The organism is Leptospira dzoumogneensis, assembly GCF_004770895.1.
Classification (GTDB): domain Bacteria; phylum Spirochaetota; class Leptospiria; order Leptospirales; family Leptospiraceae; genus Leptospira_B; species Leptospira_B dzoumogneensis.
This window is the reverse complement of sequence record NZ_RQHS01000001.1, coordinates 22077-38351: the sequence shown is the minus strand read 5'-3', so window position 1 is coordinate 38351 and position 16275 is coordinate 22077. Positions and strand designations below refer to the sequence as shown.

Genomic DNA, 16275 nt, shown 5'->3' with positions numbered 1-16275 from the left:
GATCAATTCCTAAAATAGGTCTCGTCCAATTGAGCGGCGATCCCGTTCAATCTCACCTGCAATTGGTCCAAATACTCATGCATTCCTGAAGAAAAAATTTCGTCTATGGATGCATAATTCATCTCTGAAAGAAGAACACCCACTCTCTTCTCCGTTTCGTCCCCATAACTATCTTTCTCGGTCCCGCTTAAAATTTTAAGACTATCGAATGTCTTAGATAAACAGAAACGTATCGCTCTCGGAAAAATTTTATCCAAGATCAAGAACTCCGCTATATTTTTAGGAGTGATCCTTGTGTAAAAACGGTTGAACATCTCATGAGCGCTCGCGGACTTCAAAAGAGAAAGCCATTGGATCAGATCCAAAGTGGATCCAACTTCTTCTCTAGAAGGAAGAAGTATAAAATATTTCATATCTAAGATACGTGTGGTCTTATCCGCTCTTTCCAGCAATCTTCCGAGTAATGCGAAATGCCAAACTTCGTCGTGGGAGATTGTGGCTTCCTGACAACCGTAAAATAATAAACACTGGTTTCGGATCGCTTTGAAAAATTCGGCGATCCCGGGCATGTCAGATTCTTCGAATTTTTTTTTGGATTTGATAGTAAGATAGAATTCGTTGATCACTTCCCACATAGGAGTGGAAATATTTTCTCGGATGGTCCTTGCATTTTCTCTGGCGCGGATCAAACAATTCATGATAGAGTTCGGATTTTCAGTATCCAAACTCATAAAATGGATCACATTCTCTTTGCTTGGAGTATTATACTTTCTGGAAAATAATTCATTATCTCCGGTGGTATACACCAAAGGCATCCATTGTCTGTTGGAGTCCTCGTTCAAATCTAAGGAAAGTTGAAAATTCACATCCAAAAAGCGTGAATAATTCTCGGCCCTTTCCATATAACGATTCATCCAGTATACGGATTCAGCGACTCGGCTTAGCATTAGGAAACCTCTCTAGTTTTATGATGTTTTTCGGTTCCGCTTGGGATATTCCCCTGATTGCCAGTTCTTCTTCTTTTTTTGATATTAACCCATCACCCAAGTATCTTTAGAGCCGCCGCCTTGGGATGAATTCACAACTAAGGAACCTCTTCGTAGTGCAACTCTAGTCAAACCTCCGGGCATCACATAGATCTCTTCTCCGTATAAGATAAAAGGTCTTAGATCCACATGTCTTCCTTCTAATTTATCCTCGATCAATGTGGGGATCCTGGATAAACTCAAAACAGGCTGGGCGATATAATTGCGAGGATCCGCTTTTACTTTCTCTACGAATTCCTCTTTTTCTTTTTCGCTCGCAACGGGTCCTATGATCATTCCATATCCGCCCGCTCCGTTAGCCGCTTTTACGACTAGGTTTCCGATATTCTCACAGACATATTTCAGGTCCTTCTCCCTGGAACATAGATAAGTAGGAACATTCGGAATAATAGGCTCTTCTCCCAGATAATACTTAATAAAATCGGGAACATAAGAATAGATTACCTTATCGTCGGCAACTCCCGTGCCGGGTGCATTCGCTAATGCAACATTTCCTTTTTTAAATACTTCGAATATACCTGGAACACCCAAAAGAGAATCCTTACGGAAAGTTTTAGGATCCATGAATGTATCGTCTATCCTTCTGTAGAGAACATCCACTTGTTTCAGGCCCTTGGTGGTTCTCATATATAATTTATCATCTCTTACGGTAAGATCGGTGCCTTCTACCAAAGGAACTCCCATACGAGATGCAAGAAAACTATGCTCATAATAAGCTGAGTTATAGATACCGGGAGTCAGGACCCCGATATTCGGATTCGGTTTATCGGAAAGATGTTCCAGCATCCCGCGGAGTCGGATCGGATAATCATAGATAGGCCTAACCGAAAGACTCGCAAAAAGTTCCGGGAAAGTCTTTTTCATCACTTCACGATTTTCTAATACATAAGAAACTCCGGAAGGACAACGAAGATTATCCTCCAGGACCAACATCCGCCCGTCCCCGTCCCGCACAAGATCCGTTCCGGTAATATGGATCCAGATCCCCTTAGGAGGTTTGATCCCTTTACATTCTTTTAAATAACCGGAACTACTATAAACGATCTCAGCAGGGATCACTCCGTCCTTGATGATCTTCTCATCTCCGTATATATCTTGGATGAAAAGATTTAGTGCACGTATCCTTTGTTTAAGACCTTCTTCCATTTTTTTCCATTCGAAAGAAGTTACTATGCGAGGAATAATATCGAAAGGCATGATCCTCTCTTCTTCTTCCTCATCCCCGTACACATTAAAAGTGATACCCAAGGAAAGAAGTGCCTTCTCTGCGGAAGCTTTCCGTTTCAAAAGCTCCTTATCATCCATGCCTTCTATCCTGGATTTTAAGATATGATAACTCTGGCGAATCCCCCCCTCTTCAGAGAACATTTCGTCGTAAAAAGAATCCGTTTGGTAATTAGTCAGGAGCATAAAATCCTCCTCCCATCTATCTGAAGGAGACTAATTTTGGCGTTAATAAACAAGCAGAAATTAAATTATGCGCTTATTTTTTATACCGATCATTTATCAATGTTCAAATATTATACATTTTATTAAAATATTAATCGAAGTGTTGGAAAAGAAATCTAATTTAATGGGAAATTCGAGGAAAAAGCCTAAAGCAGATGTGTGGTGGTTTTGCGAATGTTCGGACATGCCCACAAGTTCGCGTGCTTTGCGAATGTTCGTCCATGCAATATATTTTGCTATACAGTCGAAAGTTCCAAAGGAAGGTTTTCGGAAAATATGAAACGATCTATTTATTCTTTTCTGATCATCATCATTCTCTATTTTATCGGTTCGATAATTTATACGATCATCTCCGCATACAAGGTCCCTGAGAATAATTTGGATTCGTTCTTAAAATCGGAAGATAGGACTCCCAAAAGGTTCGTAGTCTTTTTAGGAGATAGTATAACCCACGGGACAGTAAGCCATAATTACGTTCAAAGTTTATCCGAAGAGCCTAATCTTAAAAAATTCACTTTCGTGAACGAAGGGATCAATAGCCGCCTAACGTACCAAATATTGGAAAAATTAGACGATACGATCCGGCTGGCTCCGGAACATATTTTTATTTTGATCGGCACAAACGATGCGAAAGCTTCTTTAAATGAAGAAGAATACGAAGGATATCATTCTCTCTGGAATCTTCCGGAAGTTCCAACTATCTCTACTTATGAAAAAAATCTGAGAAAGATAGTATCTCTCTTAAAGGCGGAGACAAATGCCAAAATCCATTTGATCTCGATCCCCGTATTAGGAGAATCCTTAGACAGCACTCCTCTGAAACAATCCATCACTTATTCCAATATCATACGAAATATCGCGAAAGAATCCAATTCCTATTATATTCCTCTGAATGAGACCTTAGTCGCAGATCTAAAGAACAGACCTAATCGAACCGGAAATACGTATTCCCGCAATATTATGAAAATGTATTGGATCATATTCAAACATTTCGGTCTATTTCAATCTTGGGATAAAATTTCAGATCAGTCCGATCTTATTTTTATGACGGATGGAATTCATATGAATTCGAGGGCAGGAAAAATTTTGGAAGATATGATCCAAAAGGATCTAAAAGAATAATTATTTTTTCTTCTCCAGCTCTGCCGCGATCATACACTCTTTCGGAACCCATTCCTTCTCCGCTTGTTTTTGGCGAACATAGCCGACTACATGACCCGTGCTGGCCGCAGCTGCTATAATAGAATAAGTATATAAGGCTAGATAAGGAGAACTTGGAAGTAACTTAGAGACCCCGCCTCCCACATAAGATCCGTAGGCAGGGTACAATGTGCGATACGCCGTCATTTCTTCCGTTTTGTCACAGAGATATCTAAAGTATCTGATCGCATCGTCGGAAGCTCTCGCTTCAGGGTAGAAGGCCCCAACGATCGGAACCGCATAACCTAACGCGTATAAGGAACGATATTCCCTTTGGGCAAAGTCTTTGGAGTGACCGCCTTCATGGATCACTACCGCCGGAATATCCGAATAGACATGGATCGTATTAGAGTAAGGATTATAATGATCTCCTCCAAAAATACGACCTATAAAAAGTACATCGTACACCACATAGGCATACAAACCTATGGTCCATTTTAAAATCGGATTTACCGATTTAGAATCCCAAAGCCTTTTGAAATCACTTATAGGAGCATACTGATTAAATCGCACCTTAACATCTTTCAGATTATTATCCCTGATATAATCCATGAGATACTTTTTCGTTTCGAAAGAAAACTTATGATTTTGCATCCTGCGGTCCCAGATCATGACCTTTGAGAACAAACTATCGATCCAGATCCAACTTCCTATAAAATCCAATACCGAATAAGGTTTACCTTCTTCGAACTGGGGATTTTCCTCATCAAAATACATTTGGTCGTTCGGCTCGAAAGGTTGTGCAACTGTGTATCTTTTTTCGGTGGAATAATAACAGGATTGAAAGGTCGCACAGGCAAGTAAGAATATTAGGATTTTCCGTTTCATCTTACTTATTACCTTTTTTTGTTCGAGATCCGTTTAGCATCTATGGAATGTTTTTTGATCTCTTCCATAAAATCCAAAAGAGCCACCCTGCCCATTTGGTTTAATTGATCTTCTCTGCTTCCTCTATGTCCCAAATAAGGAAGATAAATAATCCATCCGAGTAGAATAGGAAGCGTTGCAAAAGTCGCCATACAATCTGTGGCACCGGAATCTATCCCGTCTTTGAATTGGTAATGCCAGGATTTCCCGGAAGAGATTATATCCGCTTCCATCTCCACATTCACTTGGTTGTAACCGCAATGATCAATGGACTCTAATTTGAACTTTTGGATGATGATCTTATGTTTTCCCGGATATTCTTCCTTATGATCGTTCAATTCCTTTCGGATCAGTTTGGAAATTGGTCCGTATAAATTCTCATAATCCTTTCCCCATCCGGTCCAAGAAGTGAATCCATCCTCGTAATATACAAAGCGGGAAGGATCTTCATTTGGAAACTCCACCTCGAAATCAGGATCCTTAGAATCATAATCCGGAGCACCGGACCTTACCTCCATCCAGTGTTCTTGGATCTCATGAGCACCTGAAAGAGTTTTAGGAATATGCACCTTGATGGATGTACAAGAGATAAGAAATATTAAAAAAAATGATAATATACTCTTAAGAAAATAAGACATGATATACAGCTTTGTAATCTAAAAATAGGAAGAAGTATGTAAAGAATAAATTCTAAAAGGAAATAAGGAGACTTCTATTCAATTTGGAATATCTTTCCATTTAGATCCCGGAATTTCTAAAACGAATTCTGAACCGAATGCAAGACTCGGGGTCTTAAATCCTTTTCCGCCTTTTCCGGAAAGTACCTTAGAAACTGCAGCGAGAGAAGATTCGACAGTGAATTCGTAACCTTCTTTACATTCTAAAACTTTGGTGGATCTTTTTCCTTCTTCCGATCGAACTTCTCCCCATACAGTCGTTTTGACCAGGGTCCTTGTTCTTTCTCCAGGACCTTTGATCGTTTTTCCCACCAGCGCCTGGACTCCTTTTAATACAAAAGGAATTTTTAATAAAGAAATGATCGGCTTAAAATAGCGTAACGCATTCACTTGTCCGGAAGGAATATCAGTATACACATCTATATTTGGAATACCTGTAGAAATATAAGCGGTAAAAACATCTCCCCAAGGAATTCCATACACCTTATAGGTTTTCCCACCCGCGATGACTTCTCTTGATCTACTCAGATGAGGAACCCCAACCATCTGTCCGTCCTTTCTGATCTTGGAACCGTAAGGCAATTGAGCGAGAGCACTTTTCATCGTACCCGGAGAGACTTCACTCAATCCAACAAACGCAAGTTCCAAAAACTTAGGCTTAGAAAGAGATTCTTTCAAAGAAGCAGCTAAACAATCCGTAGGAACGATATCAAAACCGACCCCGGGCAAAAGAAGAACCCCCGCTTTCTCCGCTTCTTCTCCTAAAGATTGTAAAGATTCATACACCGGGATTTCTCCTGTGATATCCAGATAATGAACCTTTTTAGAAATACATACCTTTGCCATCGGAACAGAAGTTTGGATGAAGGGCCCTGCGCAGTGAAGCACAAGTTGGAATCCTTGGATATTCGTGCCGACCTCGTTCGGGTTGTTTAAGTCGAAAATTTTATATTCTAAACGCAGTTCATTTGCGAGTTCTTCTATTTTGCTCCGGCTTCTTCCTGCGAGCACAGGTTTTAAACCCCGAGACACCGCTCTTCTTGCGATGAGTTCTCCCGTGTAACCATTCGCTCCATAAATCATCCATTTTGAAACAGCCATAAGGTAGGAACTACGACATCGTTTAAGTTTTAGTCAACCTGCATACCACGAACGAGTTAGTTTTTTTCACACAATTGATAGGTAAAGAATTTTCGATTTGGAGTTCGTTTTAGTTTTAGATTGACCTAGTTATGGAACGAGGAATGATAGAAGTTAACCGGCTTGTATTATGGAAAAAATAAATCTTATCACAATCGCAATTCCGTTCTTCTTCTTGCTGATCGGGTTAGAACTCGCATTCTCCTGGTATCATAAAAGAAAACTTTATCGTCTGAACGATTCCATCAACGATCTAAGTGCTGGGATCGCTAGTCAGATTTTCGGGATCATTTTTAAGACGATCACATTCTTCGCATATCTTTGGGTATATGAGAATTGGAAAATATTCAATCTTCCTTCTTGGCCGAGTGAACCAGTTTCTTGGATGCCTTCTTCCGAAGTATTAGGACTTTCCGCTTCTACCTGGGCTTGGATAATTGTTATAGGAGTTTGGGTCAGCTGCTTTGTCATGTATGATCTAGCTTATTATTGGCTGCATAGATTGAGTCATGAAGTGAATTTTCTTTGGGCAGGACATGTGGTCCATCATCAAAGTGAAGAATATAATCTCACTGTTGCATTACGCCAGGCAAGTTTTCACGGACTATTTACTTGGATCTTCTATATTCCTTTGGCGATCATAGGATTTTCTCCTATCGTGATGGTCCTAAACGGACAATTAAATTTGATCTATCAATTCTGGATCCATACAAAAGCGATCGATAAATTCCCAAAATGGTTCGAGGCAGTATTCAATACACCTTCCCACCATAGAGTTCATCACGGTATCAATCCTAAATATATAGATAGAAACCACGGAGGAACATTGATCGTTTTTGACAGATGGTTCGGAACCTTCCAAGCGGAAGAAGAAACTCCTGTTTACGGAACAGTCAAACCTCTTCGCAGCTTCAATCCATTATGGGCAAACGTTCATTATTGGGTGGAAATGTGGGAGCAGGCAAAACAAAGCCCTCGTTGGTCGGATAAGATCAAAGCGTTCTTAGCAATGCCAGGATGGAGACCCAAGGAATTAGGAGGACAATATCCTATCCCTGAAGTGGATGAAAAAACATTCAAAAAATATGATGTATCTCTCTCCAAGAGTTTAACAACATATGCAGTGACTTGGTTTGTCCTTACACTGGTCGGAACATTCTCAATGCTCGTAAAAATACATTCGATCCCGACAGGATTATTGTATCTGATCTTCTTCTTTAGTATATTCTCCTTAACGACCGTAGGAGGGATCTTAGATTTGAAACGTTGGACCTTATATCTGGAACCGATCCGTATCGCACTTTTGGTAGGGACTACTTTTGTTTTAGGGGTTTCTACCGGGACTGCATTTATCACAGCAGGATTCGGAGCACTTTCACTCGCATGGTTTTTGTCTCAGAGACATTTATTTGCGGAATGGAAGGATATTGATCCGGTAAAAGAGATCCGCAGCAAAGCCGCTTAATCGATACCTTCTACTACTTCTCCGCTTGAATAGATCGTTTATAGCGGAGAAGTTTACCTAAATGAAATTAGAACTGCAAAGCCTTTCCCGTCTCAAGTAAACTTTTGAGTGAGGAAAAAATTGCAGGCCAACCGTTATTCAATCCCACAAAAGTATCCGGATTTTCTATAAAATCCTCAGGCAAAAGATCTTCATGAAGAAGTGTAAGCCTTGTAAGATCTTTCATTTGTTTTAAAGAATAAGTCACTCGAGTCGGCTCTTTGGATTTATCCAGTCTAGCTTTCAATTCAGGCGGAATGGATTTGAATGTAGGAGGAAGCTCCCAGGTATAAGAAAGTATATGCGGTTTTTCGCATTTCAGGATTTTACCTATCACCAAAAGTTCTCCATTCGGATCTAGGAACTTAAACCCTCCTCCTACCTTCCAATCCCCTTCTATCTTACTTCCGAACCAATATTTTTGTGAATATTCTGAACCGGTCAGAGCCTCCCAAACTTTTTCCGGACTGGCGGCAATGTATATTGTATAAACGAATTTGATGTCCGATCCTTGTTTCATTTTTCGAATCCTCTATCTTCTAAATATGTAATAAGGTAAAAAATGTTTCCGGGCAATAAAAAACCCCCGAGATCCGGGGGTTTTTGGAAAAAGGAGAATAAAAGAGATTTGAATTAATTTACCGGGATTACTGATCCAACATTCTCTTCCGATGCCTTAAAATTTACTACAGTATCTAATGCATCAATTGTGGATTTACTTGTATCGTCCCATTTTACGCTATGTCCATCTCCACTACCACTTTTTCCCGTAGAACCAATTCTTCCGTAAAGCCCATCCACTCGAGTGGCGGGTACGTAATCACTAGGAATTGCAGAGCTATCAACCCTATCGCGAACAAAGCCATTCATATCGAACAAACCATAATTTATTGCCGTTAGGCCGCAAATCGTATCTGTCGCAGGAGTCGCGGGGTATGTAACTGCACCTTCTTCCCAGCCTGATTTTGCAGTTACATTCAAATTACCAGTTAACTTCTGGCTATAAGCTAACTTATAATATTCGTCATTAGTATTTCCCGGCTGACATAATGCCTTACTTGAAAAGGCAGGTATCGTAGGAAATAAATTTGCATCTTTATCTAAACGAACTACGGTTTTAAAGCAGAAGACCGTTTGGTTATCCATCTCTTCCAAAATTACCCTTCCTCTCTGAGCATGTAGACCAAGTTCAGAGTCAGTTCCAAGAGGCCCTGCCCAAGAATAAGTTTGGACCAAACCTTGGTTTGGATAGAGACTACTATAAGTGCTATCGTTAACCGCATCCGGCATATAAACATAACTTTCAATCGTTGCTTGCGCGGTCCATTCCGATGGAGCAATTCGAGCTAAATTATAAATTAATAAAGCTCCATCTCCTCCTGCAAGTCTCGGATTATCATCCCAATAAAACTGAAGAGCAACATCTGTAGTGTTTGCCACTTTTAACTCAAGATAGTTTGAAAAAATTTTTGTTGAGGTATATACCGAAGAACTGGGTTGAAACTCATTTCCGCTATTAGCTAAAGTTAAACGAACATCAAAAATCCCTCCACCATCTCCGAGTCTGAGATTGGTAGCAGTTATCGTATTACCGGACGCTAATAGAACTAATAGAGCATTGGATTGGATACCCGCAATGATATCATCCATAAAAAGGGAATTCCCTCTTGCCCATGTTGCGGATTGACGAACAAAACCCCACTCATCTGCATTTGCATGCAAAGGTTGAAGTAAGTTAAACTTTAATGTTAATGGAAATTGATTCTTTTCCTTTTTGGATCCTGTATTAAATTGAACACCCGCAGTGATCCCGAAAAAAACCAATAAAGCCAGAACGACTTTAGGAAGTATAGAACGACGATTTAGATGTTTCACTGTGCAATTCCTTTGGGAACGATGATAAAAAATCCGGTTTTGCTTTTTTCCAATTGGTATCCGAAATTGAATAGAGGGATCAATGGGTCCTTTCCTCCCGGTGCGCAGGCGGTCCCGACTAATCCAGTCAGGATGATCCCTAGGCTAATAAGTAGAATCCCTCTTTTTAGATTTAAGATCATTAGTATCTCCTTATAGAATAATGAACATCTGAGATTTCATTTTTTTCATATTGCTTTAGATTTAAAGAGCTTGTTCTAATTAATAAACCATCATATCAAAAGATAGCTTTATTTCGGTAAATCCTTGGAAAAAACGTCCTCCAAGGAATAGATGCCTTAAGATCATTATCCCGGAGACAAAAATGAAAGGTCCAATCTTGAATATATTTCTGAAAAACCCAGTCCCGGGAAAAGTTAAGACACGTTTAGCCAAGGATATAGGAGAAGAAGCCGCACTGGAAGTATACCAAGCCTTGGTAGAAAAAACCAGATCCGCATGTAAAGACTTGGATGTTCCTAAGGTACTTTGGTTCGATTCTTATCTTCCAAATCCTTCCGATCTAGGAAGCTGGGGACATTCTCCATTGCTTATTCGTAAACAAGAAGGAAAGGATCTAGGGGAGAAGATGAGGAATGCTTTCTTGTATTGTTTTCAAAATGGTTCCGGTCCGGCAATATTGATCGGAAGTGATTGCCCTGAGCTGGACCTATTACATCTAAAGGAAGCGTTTCAGATCTTAGATCATAAGGATGTGGTTTTAGGACCTGCGAAAGACGGCGGTTATTATTTAGTAGGACTAAAGTCGGATACTCCCGAACTTTTTCATGGAATAGAATGGAGCACCGAAACCGTTTTTGCCAGAAGTTTGGAAAAACTACAATGGGCCAGAAAACAAGTGGGACTTCTTCCGGTATTATCCGATCTGGACGATGTCCAAGATTTGGAATATTTCGAATCTAATGGGATTTGGGACTGGAAAAAGAACGGCTCCTGATCTCAGGTCACACGAAATACCTCACATCCCCTACATTAAAAAAATAGAATACAGTCTATAGACTTCGGTCTCGACCAAAGCCCGGAGAAGGATCTAATATTTTCTTCTTCATTATGTAATTATTTGCGTACTTATCGAAAATCATAGGTCTCATATATGTAATTGGTTGATTACATATATGAGCAGTAAAACTAACTTCATTTTTCTAAAATTTTTGGCGTTTGGATTTTTCGCTTATTTTTTATCTTCTCTATCTCCCCTAAGAGCTTTTGGGAAGAAGGGCCCGCATACTCATATTAGTATTACGCAGGAAGCATTTCTCGAATTTGCGAATAAGACCGATTGGGATCTTAGAGCCGACTGTATGGAGTTGATCGTCCAAGGTAATTTGAGAGCGGATGCAGCCTTCATGAATAATGACGCATATCATTGCGATAATGATAATATTCTAGGATGTGCGGATCGTTTTAGGACCTTAAAGGACGACTCTTATAGAGAGACCAGCCATATTACTGGGCTGATGAAATTAGGAATGGCGTTACATATCGCTCAGGATTTTTATTCCCATTCCAATTGGCCGGAGAATTATCCTATGGTAAGCATTCTCGCTCCGATCGAACATCCTTGGATCTTTCTAAGTATGAAAGAGATCCAAACGGGTTATTTTAATCTTCTACCCATCATAGAACATACGGAAGAAGCCGGAAATTGTTTTGATGCGGAAGAAGGTCTACACGGCAATTATACGTTTGCAACCCATGCATGTCTGAACAAGGATACCTCCGACAGTCATAGAAGTCTCAAAACTGTTCACCCTGGAATACCGATCAGCTATCATGATTGGGCTGCAGAGCTGGCAAAGGAACATACTGTTCAAATTTTAGTGGAGCAGTACAAGGCAAAACATCCTCTTATCTTAACTTGCCTAACACCGAAAACTTTATCATTTTCTTGTGGAAGCCAAGCCTATGATTTTCTCCGCCCGAATTAAGTCTAATTTCCGTTGACTTAAGCCTTCCCCGTACATTACTGTAAATTTGTCCGGCCAGTATGCAGTCTGTTTTTACCTGATTGTAAAATTTCCGGATCGATCCTTCCTTAGGTAATATCTGTGAAACTATTTCAAATTTTATTGTTTTGTTTACTTTCCTCGGGTTTTCTTTATGCCCAGGATCCCCAAACTACTAACGAAACCCAAACCACTTCTCCCGAAATTTCGGCAGACGAGCAGACGTTATCCGCCGTTAAAAAATTGATCGGCTTTATCCGTTATAAGAAGAATGACAAGGCCATAGCTTTGATCCATGTAGGAAAATTTTCCGAAAAACTCATCGGTGATCATAAAGTTTCCGCAGCGGAAAGAAAAGAATTCGAAGAAGCGATCTCCGAGTATATTATAAACAAAGCATTTCCGATCGCATTAAAATATTTTGATAAGATCGACATCACTTACGACAAACCTGCCGTAAACGGTAAACAAGCCAGGATCGGTTCTTCCATTCTTTATAAGGGTTCCGATCAGATCAAGTTTGCATGGATACTTTCCGAATCAGAAGGAGCTTGGTACATCAGCGATTTCGAGACAGAAGGTAAACTCGCTACAGAGATCAACCGCACTAAAAACATAGAGCCGTCTATTAAGAAAAACGGAATCAAGGGAACAATCTCCCTAATACAAAAAGCAGCTAAGAACTGATGAGAAAATTTCTTTCTAAAGCGACCGAGTTGGTATTAACCAAACCGGCCGCTTCTTCCGCAATCCTATTTATCTTCCTGGTTATTTCCGGTTTTTTAGCCACCAGACTTTCCATTAACAGCGATAATCTGCAGCTTCTTCCTTCGGATAACCCGTCCGTTGTCCAAACAAAACGTGTGATCGAAATGATCGGTGGAAGCGGATTTTACACTGTAGCTCTTAAATTCAAAGACGATAAGGGAATGACGGAACATCTTACTAAGGCATTCCAAGCCAAACGTAATGGTGATCCAGAAACCCAGAAAAAAGAATTAGAACTGGCAGACGAGGCAAAACGTAAGAATGTCTCTTATTATAAAGGCAGAGAGATCGCACTTAAAAAAGCTTCCGATAAACTTGCGACAGAAGTTCTAAAAGACAAAGAATTAGTTCGTTATGTTTCTTATAGATATAATGTATCCTTTTTACAGGACAGACTACCTTTATTCTTAAAAACGGAAGATCTAAAGGAGATCCGAAAAAGAGTAAAACGTAAGATAGACGACGAAATAGAAAAAGCAAATCCATTCTTCATCAAACTTACCAACGAAGAATATAATCCTGACTTCACCGATATCATCTCCAAATACCAGAAACTCGCTAAAAGAGATATATTCGACGAATATAATATTTCTCCCGAAAAAGGAATGTTGATCGTCCTCATCAAGCCTACCGGCTCCTTTGTGGACATCGAGTTCTTGGAAAAAATAGATACAAAAGTCCAAGGTTTAGTAAAAACTTTAGGGATAGAAGAAGACGGAATTTACGCCGGTTATACCGGAGCTTACAAACTCAACCAAGACGACTATGAGACCTTGTTGAAAGCGTTAAAACCTATCGGGATCGCTTCCTTCTTAGGAATAGGACTTCTACTTTTATTATTTTTCCGTAATCCACTTTTTATAGTGATCCTTCTGTTCTCCCTGCTCAGCGGATTACTCATGACATTCGGATTGACCGGTCTTGTCATAGGACAATTGAATAGTATCACTAGTATTATCGGCTCCATTCTGATGGGTCTAGGAATAGACTATGGGATCCAATTTTTATACAGGTTCAGAGAAGAATTTACTAAAAAACAAGATATAGTAAGAGCGATCAAAGATACTATCTATCATACGGGGATCGCATCTTTTAGTTCCGCGTTGACCACTACTTCCGCATTCGTAGTTCTTTCATTCTCCGAATTCAGAGGATTCAGCGAGTTCGGGATTATCGCAACTTACGGGATCATTCTGATCTCAATCGCAATGTATGGAGTTACAGCATTACAGATAGCCCTGCTTTTAAAGTGGTTCCCTTCCCTATCTAAAGCTTTCCTATTAAATGAGGAACAACAAACACCTTCCGGTTTATTAAGAAAATTTTATTCTAGGCCCGGGATCCTATCGATAAGTGTCTTAATTCTCGTTTTACTCTTTGGAGTTTTTGCCCCAAAAGTACAATTCGATGTGAACGGAAGAAACCTTTTAGTGGAAAATCTGGAATCCGTAAACTTATATGATGAGATAGCGGATCGTTTCGATATTTCCTCCGATCCTCAAGCAATCGTAGTAAAAAGTCTGGAAGAATCGGAAGCTGTATTCGATTACTTAAATCCTGTCCCTGAGTCGATTGCCGGTTCCGTGGACCAGGTGGTTTCTCTTTGGAATTTTGTTCCTCCTTATTCTCAACAATTAGAAAACCGTAAAGTTTTGGACCAACTTGCTAAAGATATGAAGCCTGTAAAAGCTTCCTTCTTAAAGCCTGAGCAGAGAAAATATTTGCCTAAGGCAAAGTTGTTCTTATCCATTAAACCTTACGATTACACTGCGGTTCCGGATTATTTTTCCTCTCAGTTCAAAGAAGTTGCAGGCTCCAAATCCAAAGGACATTTATTATTCCTATATCCTAAGGTAGCCTTATGGCATGGTGGAAAATTATTGGAATTTTTTGCCGCAATCGGCAGATTAGAAGTTCCTAAAATTTCCAGAAGGACCTTGAATGCGATCCTTTACTCCACTGGAACTCAAAAAGAATCCGAGATAGATCCAACCAAAGAGAATTATTCTCCTGCGGAAAATAAAATTCTATTAAACGCACTGAATACTTACTCTAAAGAAAAACTTCTCTCCATAAAGATCCTGCCGGGAACAGTAGATACCATCTTGGAGCATAGGCCTTATAAGGATATTGCCCAGGCAAGATCTTATACATTCCAAACGGATACGGCAGGAAGTTTGATGTTGTTTGCTCAGCTCATCATGATCGTAAAAAGAGAAGGAGTTGCCGCATTCTTTATCACCTTAGTGCTTGTGATCATAGTCCTGATACTATTCTATAGGGCATTCTTACCAGCGCTACTTTCCTTGATCCCTCTTCTACTCGGACTCTTGGTCACCGTGGGACTCATGGCGATCATAGATCTTAAATTAAATTTTATGAATGTTCTGGTATTTCCGGTCATCATAGGATACGGGATACAGAACGGCATCTATATCTATTATAGATTCAGAGAAGATCATGATATAGTAAAAGCAATGGCAATGGTCGGTCCTGCAGTGATCGCATCCACATTGACCACTTTGGTAGGATGGAGTGCACTACTTCTTGCGAATCAAAGAGGCCTACATTCCATCGGAAAAGTAGCAACAATCGGTATTGCCGCTTGTCTACTGATCGCTCTTACTCTACTTCCTGCAATTTTAGAATTAGCATATAGAAGCCGCAAACAGGAAGAAGACGAAGCAGTGCCGTTGGGTTTAGGACCGGAGGAGGACGAAGGTCCAGAAACAACAGTTTCCAAATTTGTAATAGAGGAAACTTCTCCTATTCCTAAGGCCAAAAAAGCCGCTAAGAAAAAGGCGGCTCCTAAAAAGAAAACCGGAAAGAAAAAATGAGATCCAAACTTATACTTCTATTTTTAATTTCTACTTCATTCGCCAATTGTGCGGTGAAACAAATTAGGATCGCACCTAATTTTGAATCTTCTCTGGACAGATTTAAAAGACTGACTGTAGCGATCGATTCCAGTTCGAAAGTGGACAAGGTTGAGGCAAGCTTGGTAAAATCCATGGCGGAACAAGAACTCGCCCATCATAAGGAATTTATCGTTTATCCGGACCCATCCAGTAAAAACCAAAACTGTAAATTCCCGGTCGGAAAATCACAAGGAGTCCTTACACTTAAATTAGAGGAAACTTTGAAAGGGTCCACACCGTCCTTTTTAGTTTGGTTGAGCCCTGCTACATTCGGTCCGTCTTCCGACGGGATCAAAATTTCCATCCAAGCACAGATCCAAAAATGTGATACCAAGGAAATCCTTTGGGAAGGAAATGCCTCTTCTTCTTACTTTATGGGAGGAGATGAAGAAGCCACACTTAGGACCAGTTACGAGAACAAATTCGGAAAATCGGTCGGTCCTAAGGTGTTTCCATATTATGATATTCTAAAGTCTCTATTGGACAAAATCGCAAGCCCTGTATTAAACGAAACAGAGCAAGACGAGAAGATAGAAGTAGAATCCGGCGCCTGAAGAGTAGTGACCGGAAATCGGATTCTACGTTCAGGGCCCTAATGGCAAAAGGCGGCCCCCACCCAGGTTCGGGTGGTGGAGGCGGGTCAGTGGGAAACCCCTGGCTCCCTATATCATAAAATCATCATATTCGCAATTCATAAGCAAGTTTTCCTCGGAATTTTCATTCCAAGTTCATCTTAGCGGCAGTTTCCAACTCAAAGAAACTCTGTTCCATTTTTAAATAGCGAACATTGTTTTTTAAAAATAAAAACCCTTAGAGGCTCCTGGT

At 40.1% G+C, this 16275-nt stretch carries 15 protein-coding genes; 7 read left to right on the top strand and 8 right to left on the bottom strand.

The features are described 5' to 3' along the window. Nucleotides 1–2 precede the first annotated feature (2 nt). Nucleotides 3–947, bottom strand: a complete 945-nt coding sequence (locus EHR06_RS00175; protein ID WP_135755168.1) for an alpha-E domain-containing protein — start codon at nucleotides 945–947, stop codon at nucleotides 3–5. Nucleotides 948–1031: 84 nt separating this feature from the next. After that, nucleotides 1032–2456 (bottom strand): circularly permuted type 2 ATP-grasp protein, encoded by a 1425-nt coding sequence (locus tag EHR06_RS00170; RefSeq protein ID WP_135755167.1) that lies wholly within the window; start codon nucleotides 2454–2456, stop codon nucleotides 1032–1034. A gap of 315 nt (nucleotides 2457–2771) precedes the next feature. Here EHR06_RS00170 and EHR06_RS00165 point away from each other — a divergent pair, with 315 nt between their 5' ends. Beyond that, complete coding sequence (locus EHR06_RS00165; RefSeq protein ID WP_244288447.1) at nucleotides 2772–3617, top strand: SGNH/GDSL hydrolase family protein; 846 nt, start codon at nucleotides 2772–2774, stop codon at nucleotides 3615–3617. Here the strand turns inward: EHR06_RS00165 and EHR06_RS00160 are convergent, their stop codons facing one another. The 3 genes from EHR06_RS00160 to EHR06_RS00150 all read right to left on the bottom strand — a co-directional run bounded on the left by EHR06_RS00160 (nucleotide 3618) and on the right by EHR06_RS00150 (nucleotide 6340). Continuing rightward, nucleotides 3618–4523: a hypothetical protein gene (locus EHR06_RS00160; RefSeq protein ID WP_208757718.1), complete on the bottom strand. Its 906-nt coding sequence runs from the start codon at nucleotides 4521–4523 to the stop codon at nucleotides 3618–3620. A gap of 8 nt (nucleotides 4524–4531) precedes the next feature. Next, nucleotides 4532–5200, bottom strand: coding sequence for a hypothetical protein (locus tag EHR06_RS00155; protein ID WP_244288446.1), 669 nt, complete (start codon nucleotides 5198–5200; stop codon nucleotides 4532–4534). A gap of 78 nt (nucleotides 5201–5278) precedes the next feature. Further along, the gene (locus EHR06_RS00150; RefSeq protein ID WP_135755165.1) at nucleotides 5279–6340 is read right to left on the bottom strand and encodes a saccharopine dehydrogenase family protein; all 1062 of its coding nucleotides are present in this window, start codon (nucleotides 6338–6340) and stop codon (nucleotides 5279–5281) included. 169 nt (nucleotides 6341–6509) lie between these two features. Here EHR06_RS00150 and EHR06_RS00145 point away from each other — a divergent pair, with 169 nt between their 5' ends. Continuing rightward, a complete protein-coding gene (locus EHR06_RS00145) occupies nucleotides 6510–7844 on the top strand; it encodes a sterol desaturase family protein (protein ID WP_135755164.1) in 1335 nt (444 codons plus the stop codon). Between the two features lie 67 nt (nucleotides 7845–7911). Here EHR06_RS00145 and EHR06_RS00140 read toward each other — a convergent pair whose 3' ends face one another. The 3 genes from EHR06_RS00140 to EHR06_RS00130 all read right to left on the bottom strand — a co-directional run bounded on the left by EHR06_RS00140 (nucleotide 7912) and on the right by EHR06_RS00130 (nucleotide 9940). After that, nucleotides 7912–8403 carry an SRPBCC family protein gene (locus tag EHR06_RS00140; RefSeq protein ID WP_135755163.1) on the bottom strand — a complete coding sequence of 164 codons (492 nt, stop codon included), beginning with the start codon at nucleotides 8401–8403 and terminating at the stop codon, nucleotides 7912–7914. A 113-nt stretch (nucleotides 8404–8516) separates the two neighbouring features. Continuing rightward, nucleotides 8517–9758, bottom strand: coding sequence for an LIC_12337 family protein (locus EHR06_RS00135; RefSeq protein ID WP_135755162.1), 1242 nt, complete (start codon nucleotides 9756–9758; stop codon nucleotides 8517–8519). Then, nucleotides 9755–9940, bottom strand: a complete 186-nt coding sequence (locus tag EHR06_RS00130; RefSeq protein ID WP_135755161.1) for a hypothetical protein — start codon at nucleotides 9938–9940, stop codon at nucleotides 9755–9757. The genes EHR06_RS00135 and EHR06_RS00130 overlap by 4 nt, the downstream gene beginning before the upstream one ends. Before the next feature lie 182 nt (nucleotides 9941–10122). On the opposite strand from EHR06_RS00130, the gene EHR06_RS00125 reads away from it, so the two are divergent. From EHR06_RS00125 to EHR06_RS00105, 5 genes are all read left to right on the top strand, one after another. Continuing rightward, nucleotides 10123–10755 carry a TIGR04282 family arsenosugar biosynthesis glycosyltransferase gene (locus EHR06_RS00125; RefSeq protein WP_135755160.1) on the top strand — a complete coding sequence of 211 codons (633 nt, stop codon included), beginning with the start codon at nucleotides 10123–10125 and terminating at the stop codon, nucleotides 10753–10755. 178 nt (nucleotides 10756–10933) lie between these two features. Next, a complete protein-coding gene (locus EHR06_RS00120) occupies nucleotides 10934–11746 on the top strand; it encodes a hypothetical protein (protein ID WP_135755159.1) in 813 nt (270 codons plus the stop codon). Between the two features lie 120 nt (nucleotides 11747–11866). Next, entirely contained in the window at nucleotides 11867–12451 is a 585-nt protein-coding gene (locus EHR06_RS00115; RefSeq protein WP_135755158.1) for an ABC transporter substrate-binding protein, read from the top strand. Next, nucleotides 12451–15369 carry an MMPL family transporter gene (locus EHR06_RS00110; RefSeq protein WP_135755157.1) on the top strand — a complete coding sequence of 973 codons (2919 nt, stop codon included), beginning with the start codon at nucleotides 12451–12453 and terminating at the stop codon, nucleotides 15367–15369. The genes EHR06_RS00115 and EHR06_RS00110 overlap by 1 nt, the downstream gene beginning before the upstream one ends. Continuing rightward, nucleotides 15366–16004, top strand: a complete 639-nt coding sequence (locus tag EHR06_RS00105) for an MXAN_6521/LA_1396 family lipoprotein (protein ID WP_135755156.1) — start codon at nucleotides 15366–15368, stop codon at nucleotides 16002–16004. The genes EHR06_RS00110 and EHR06_RS00105 overlap by 4 nt, the downstream gene beginning before the upstream one ends. Nucleotides 16005–16275: the final 271 nt, after the last annotated feature.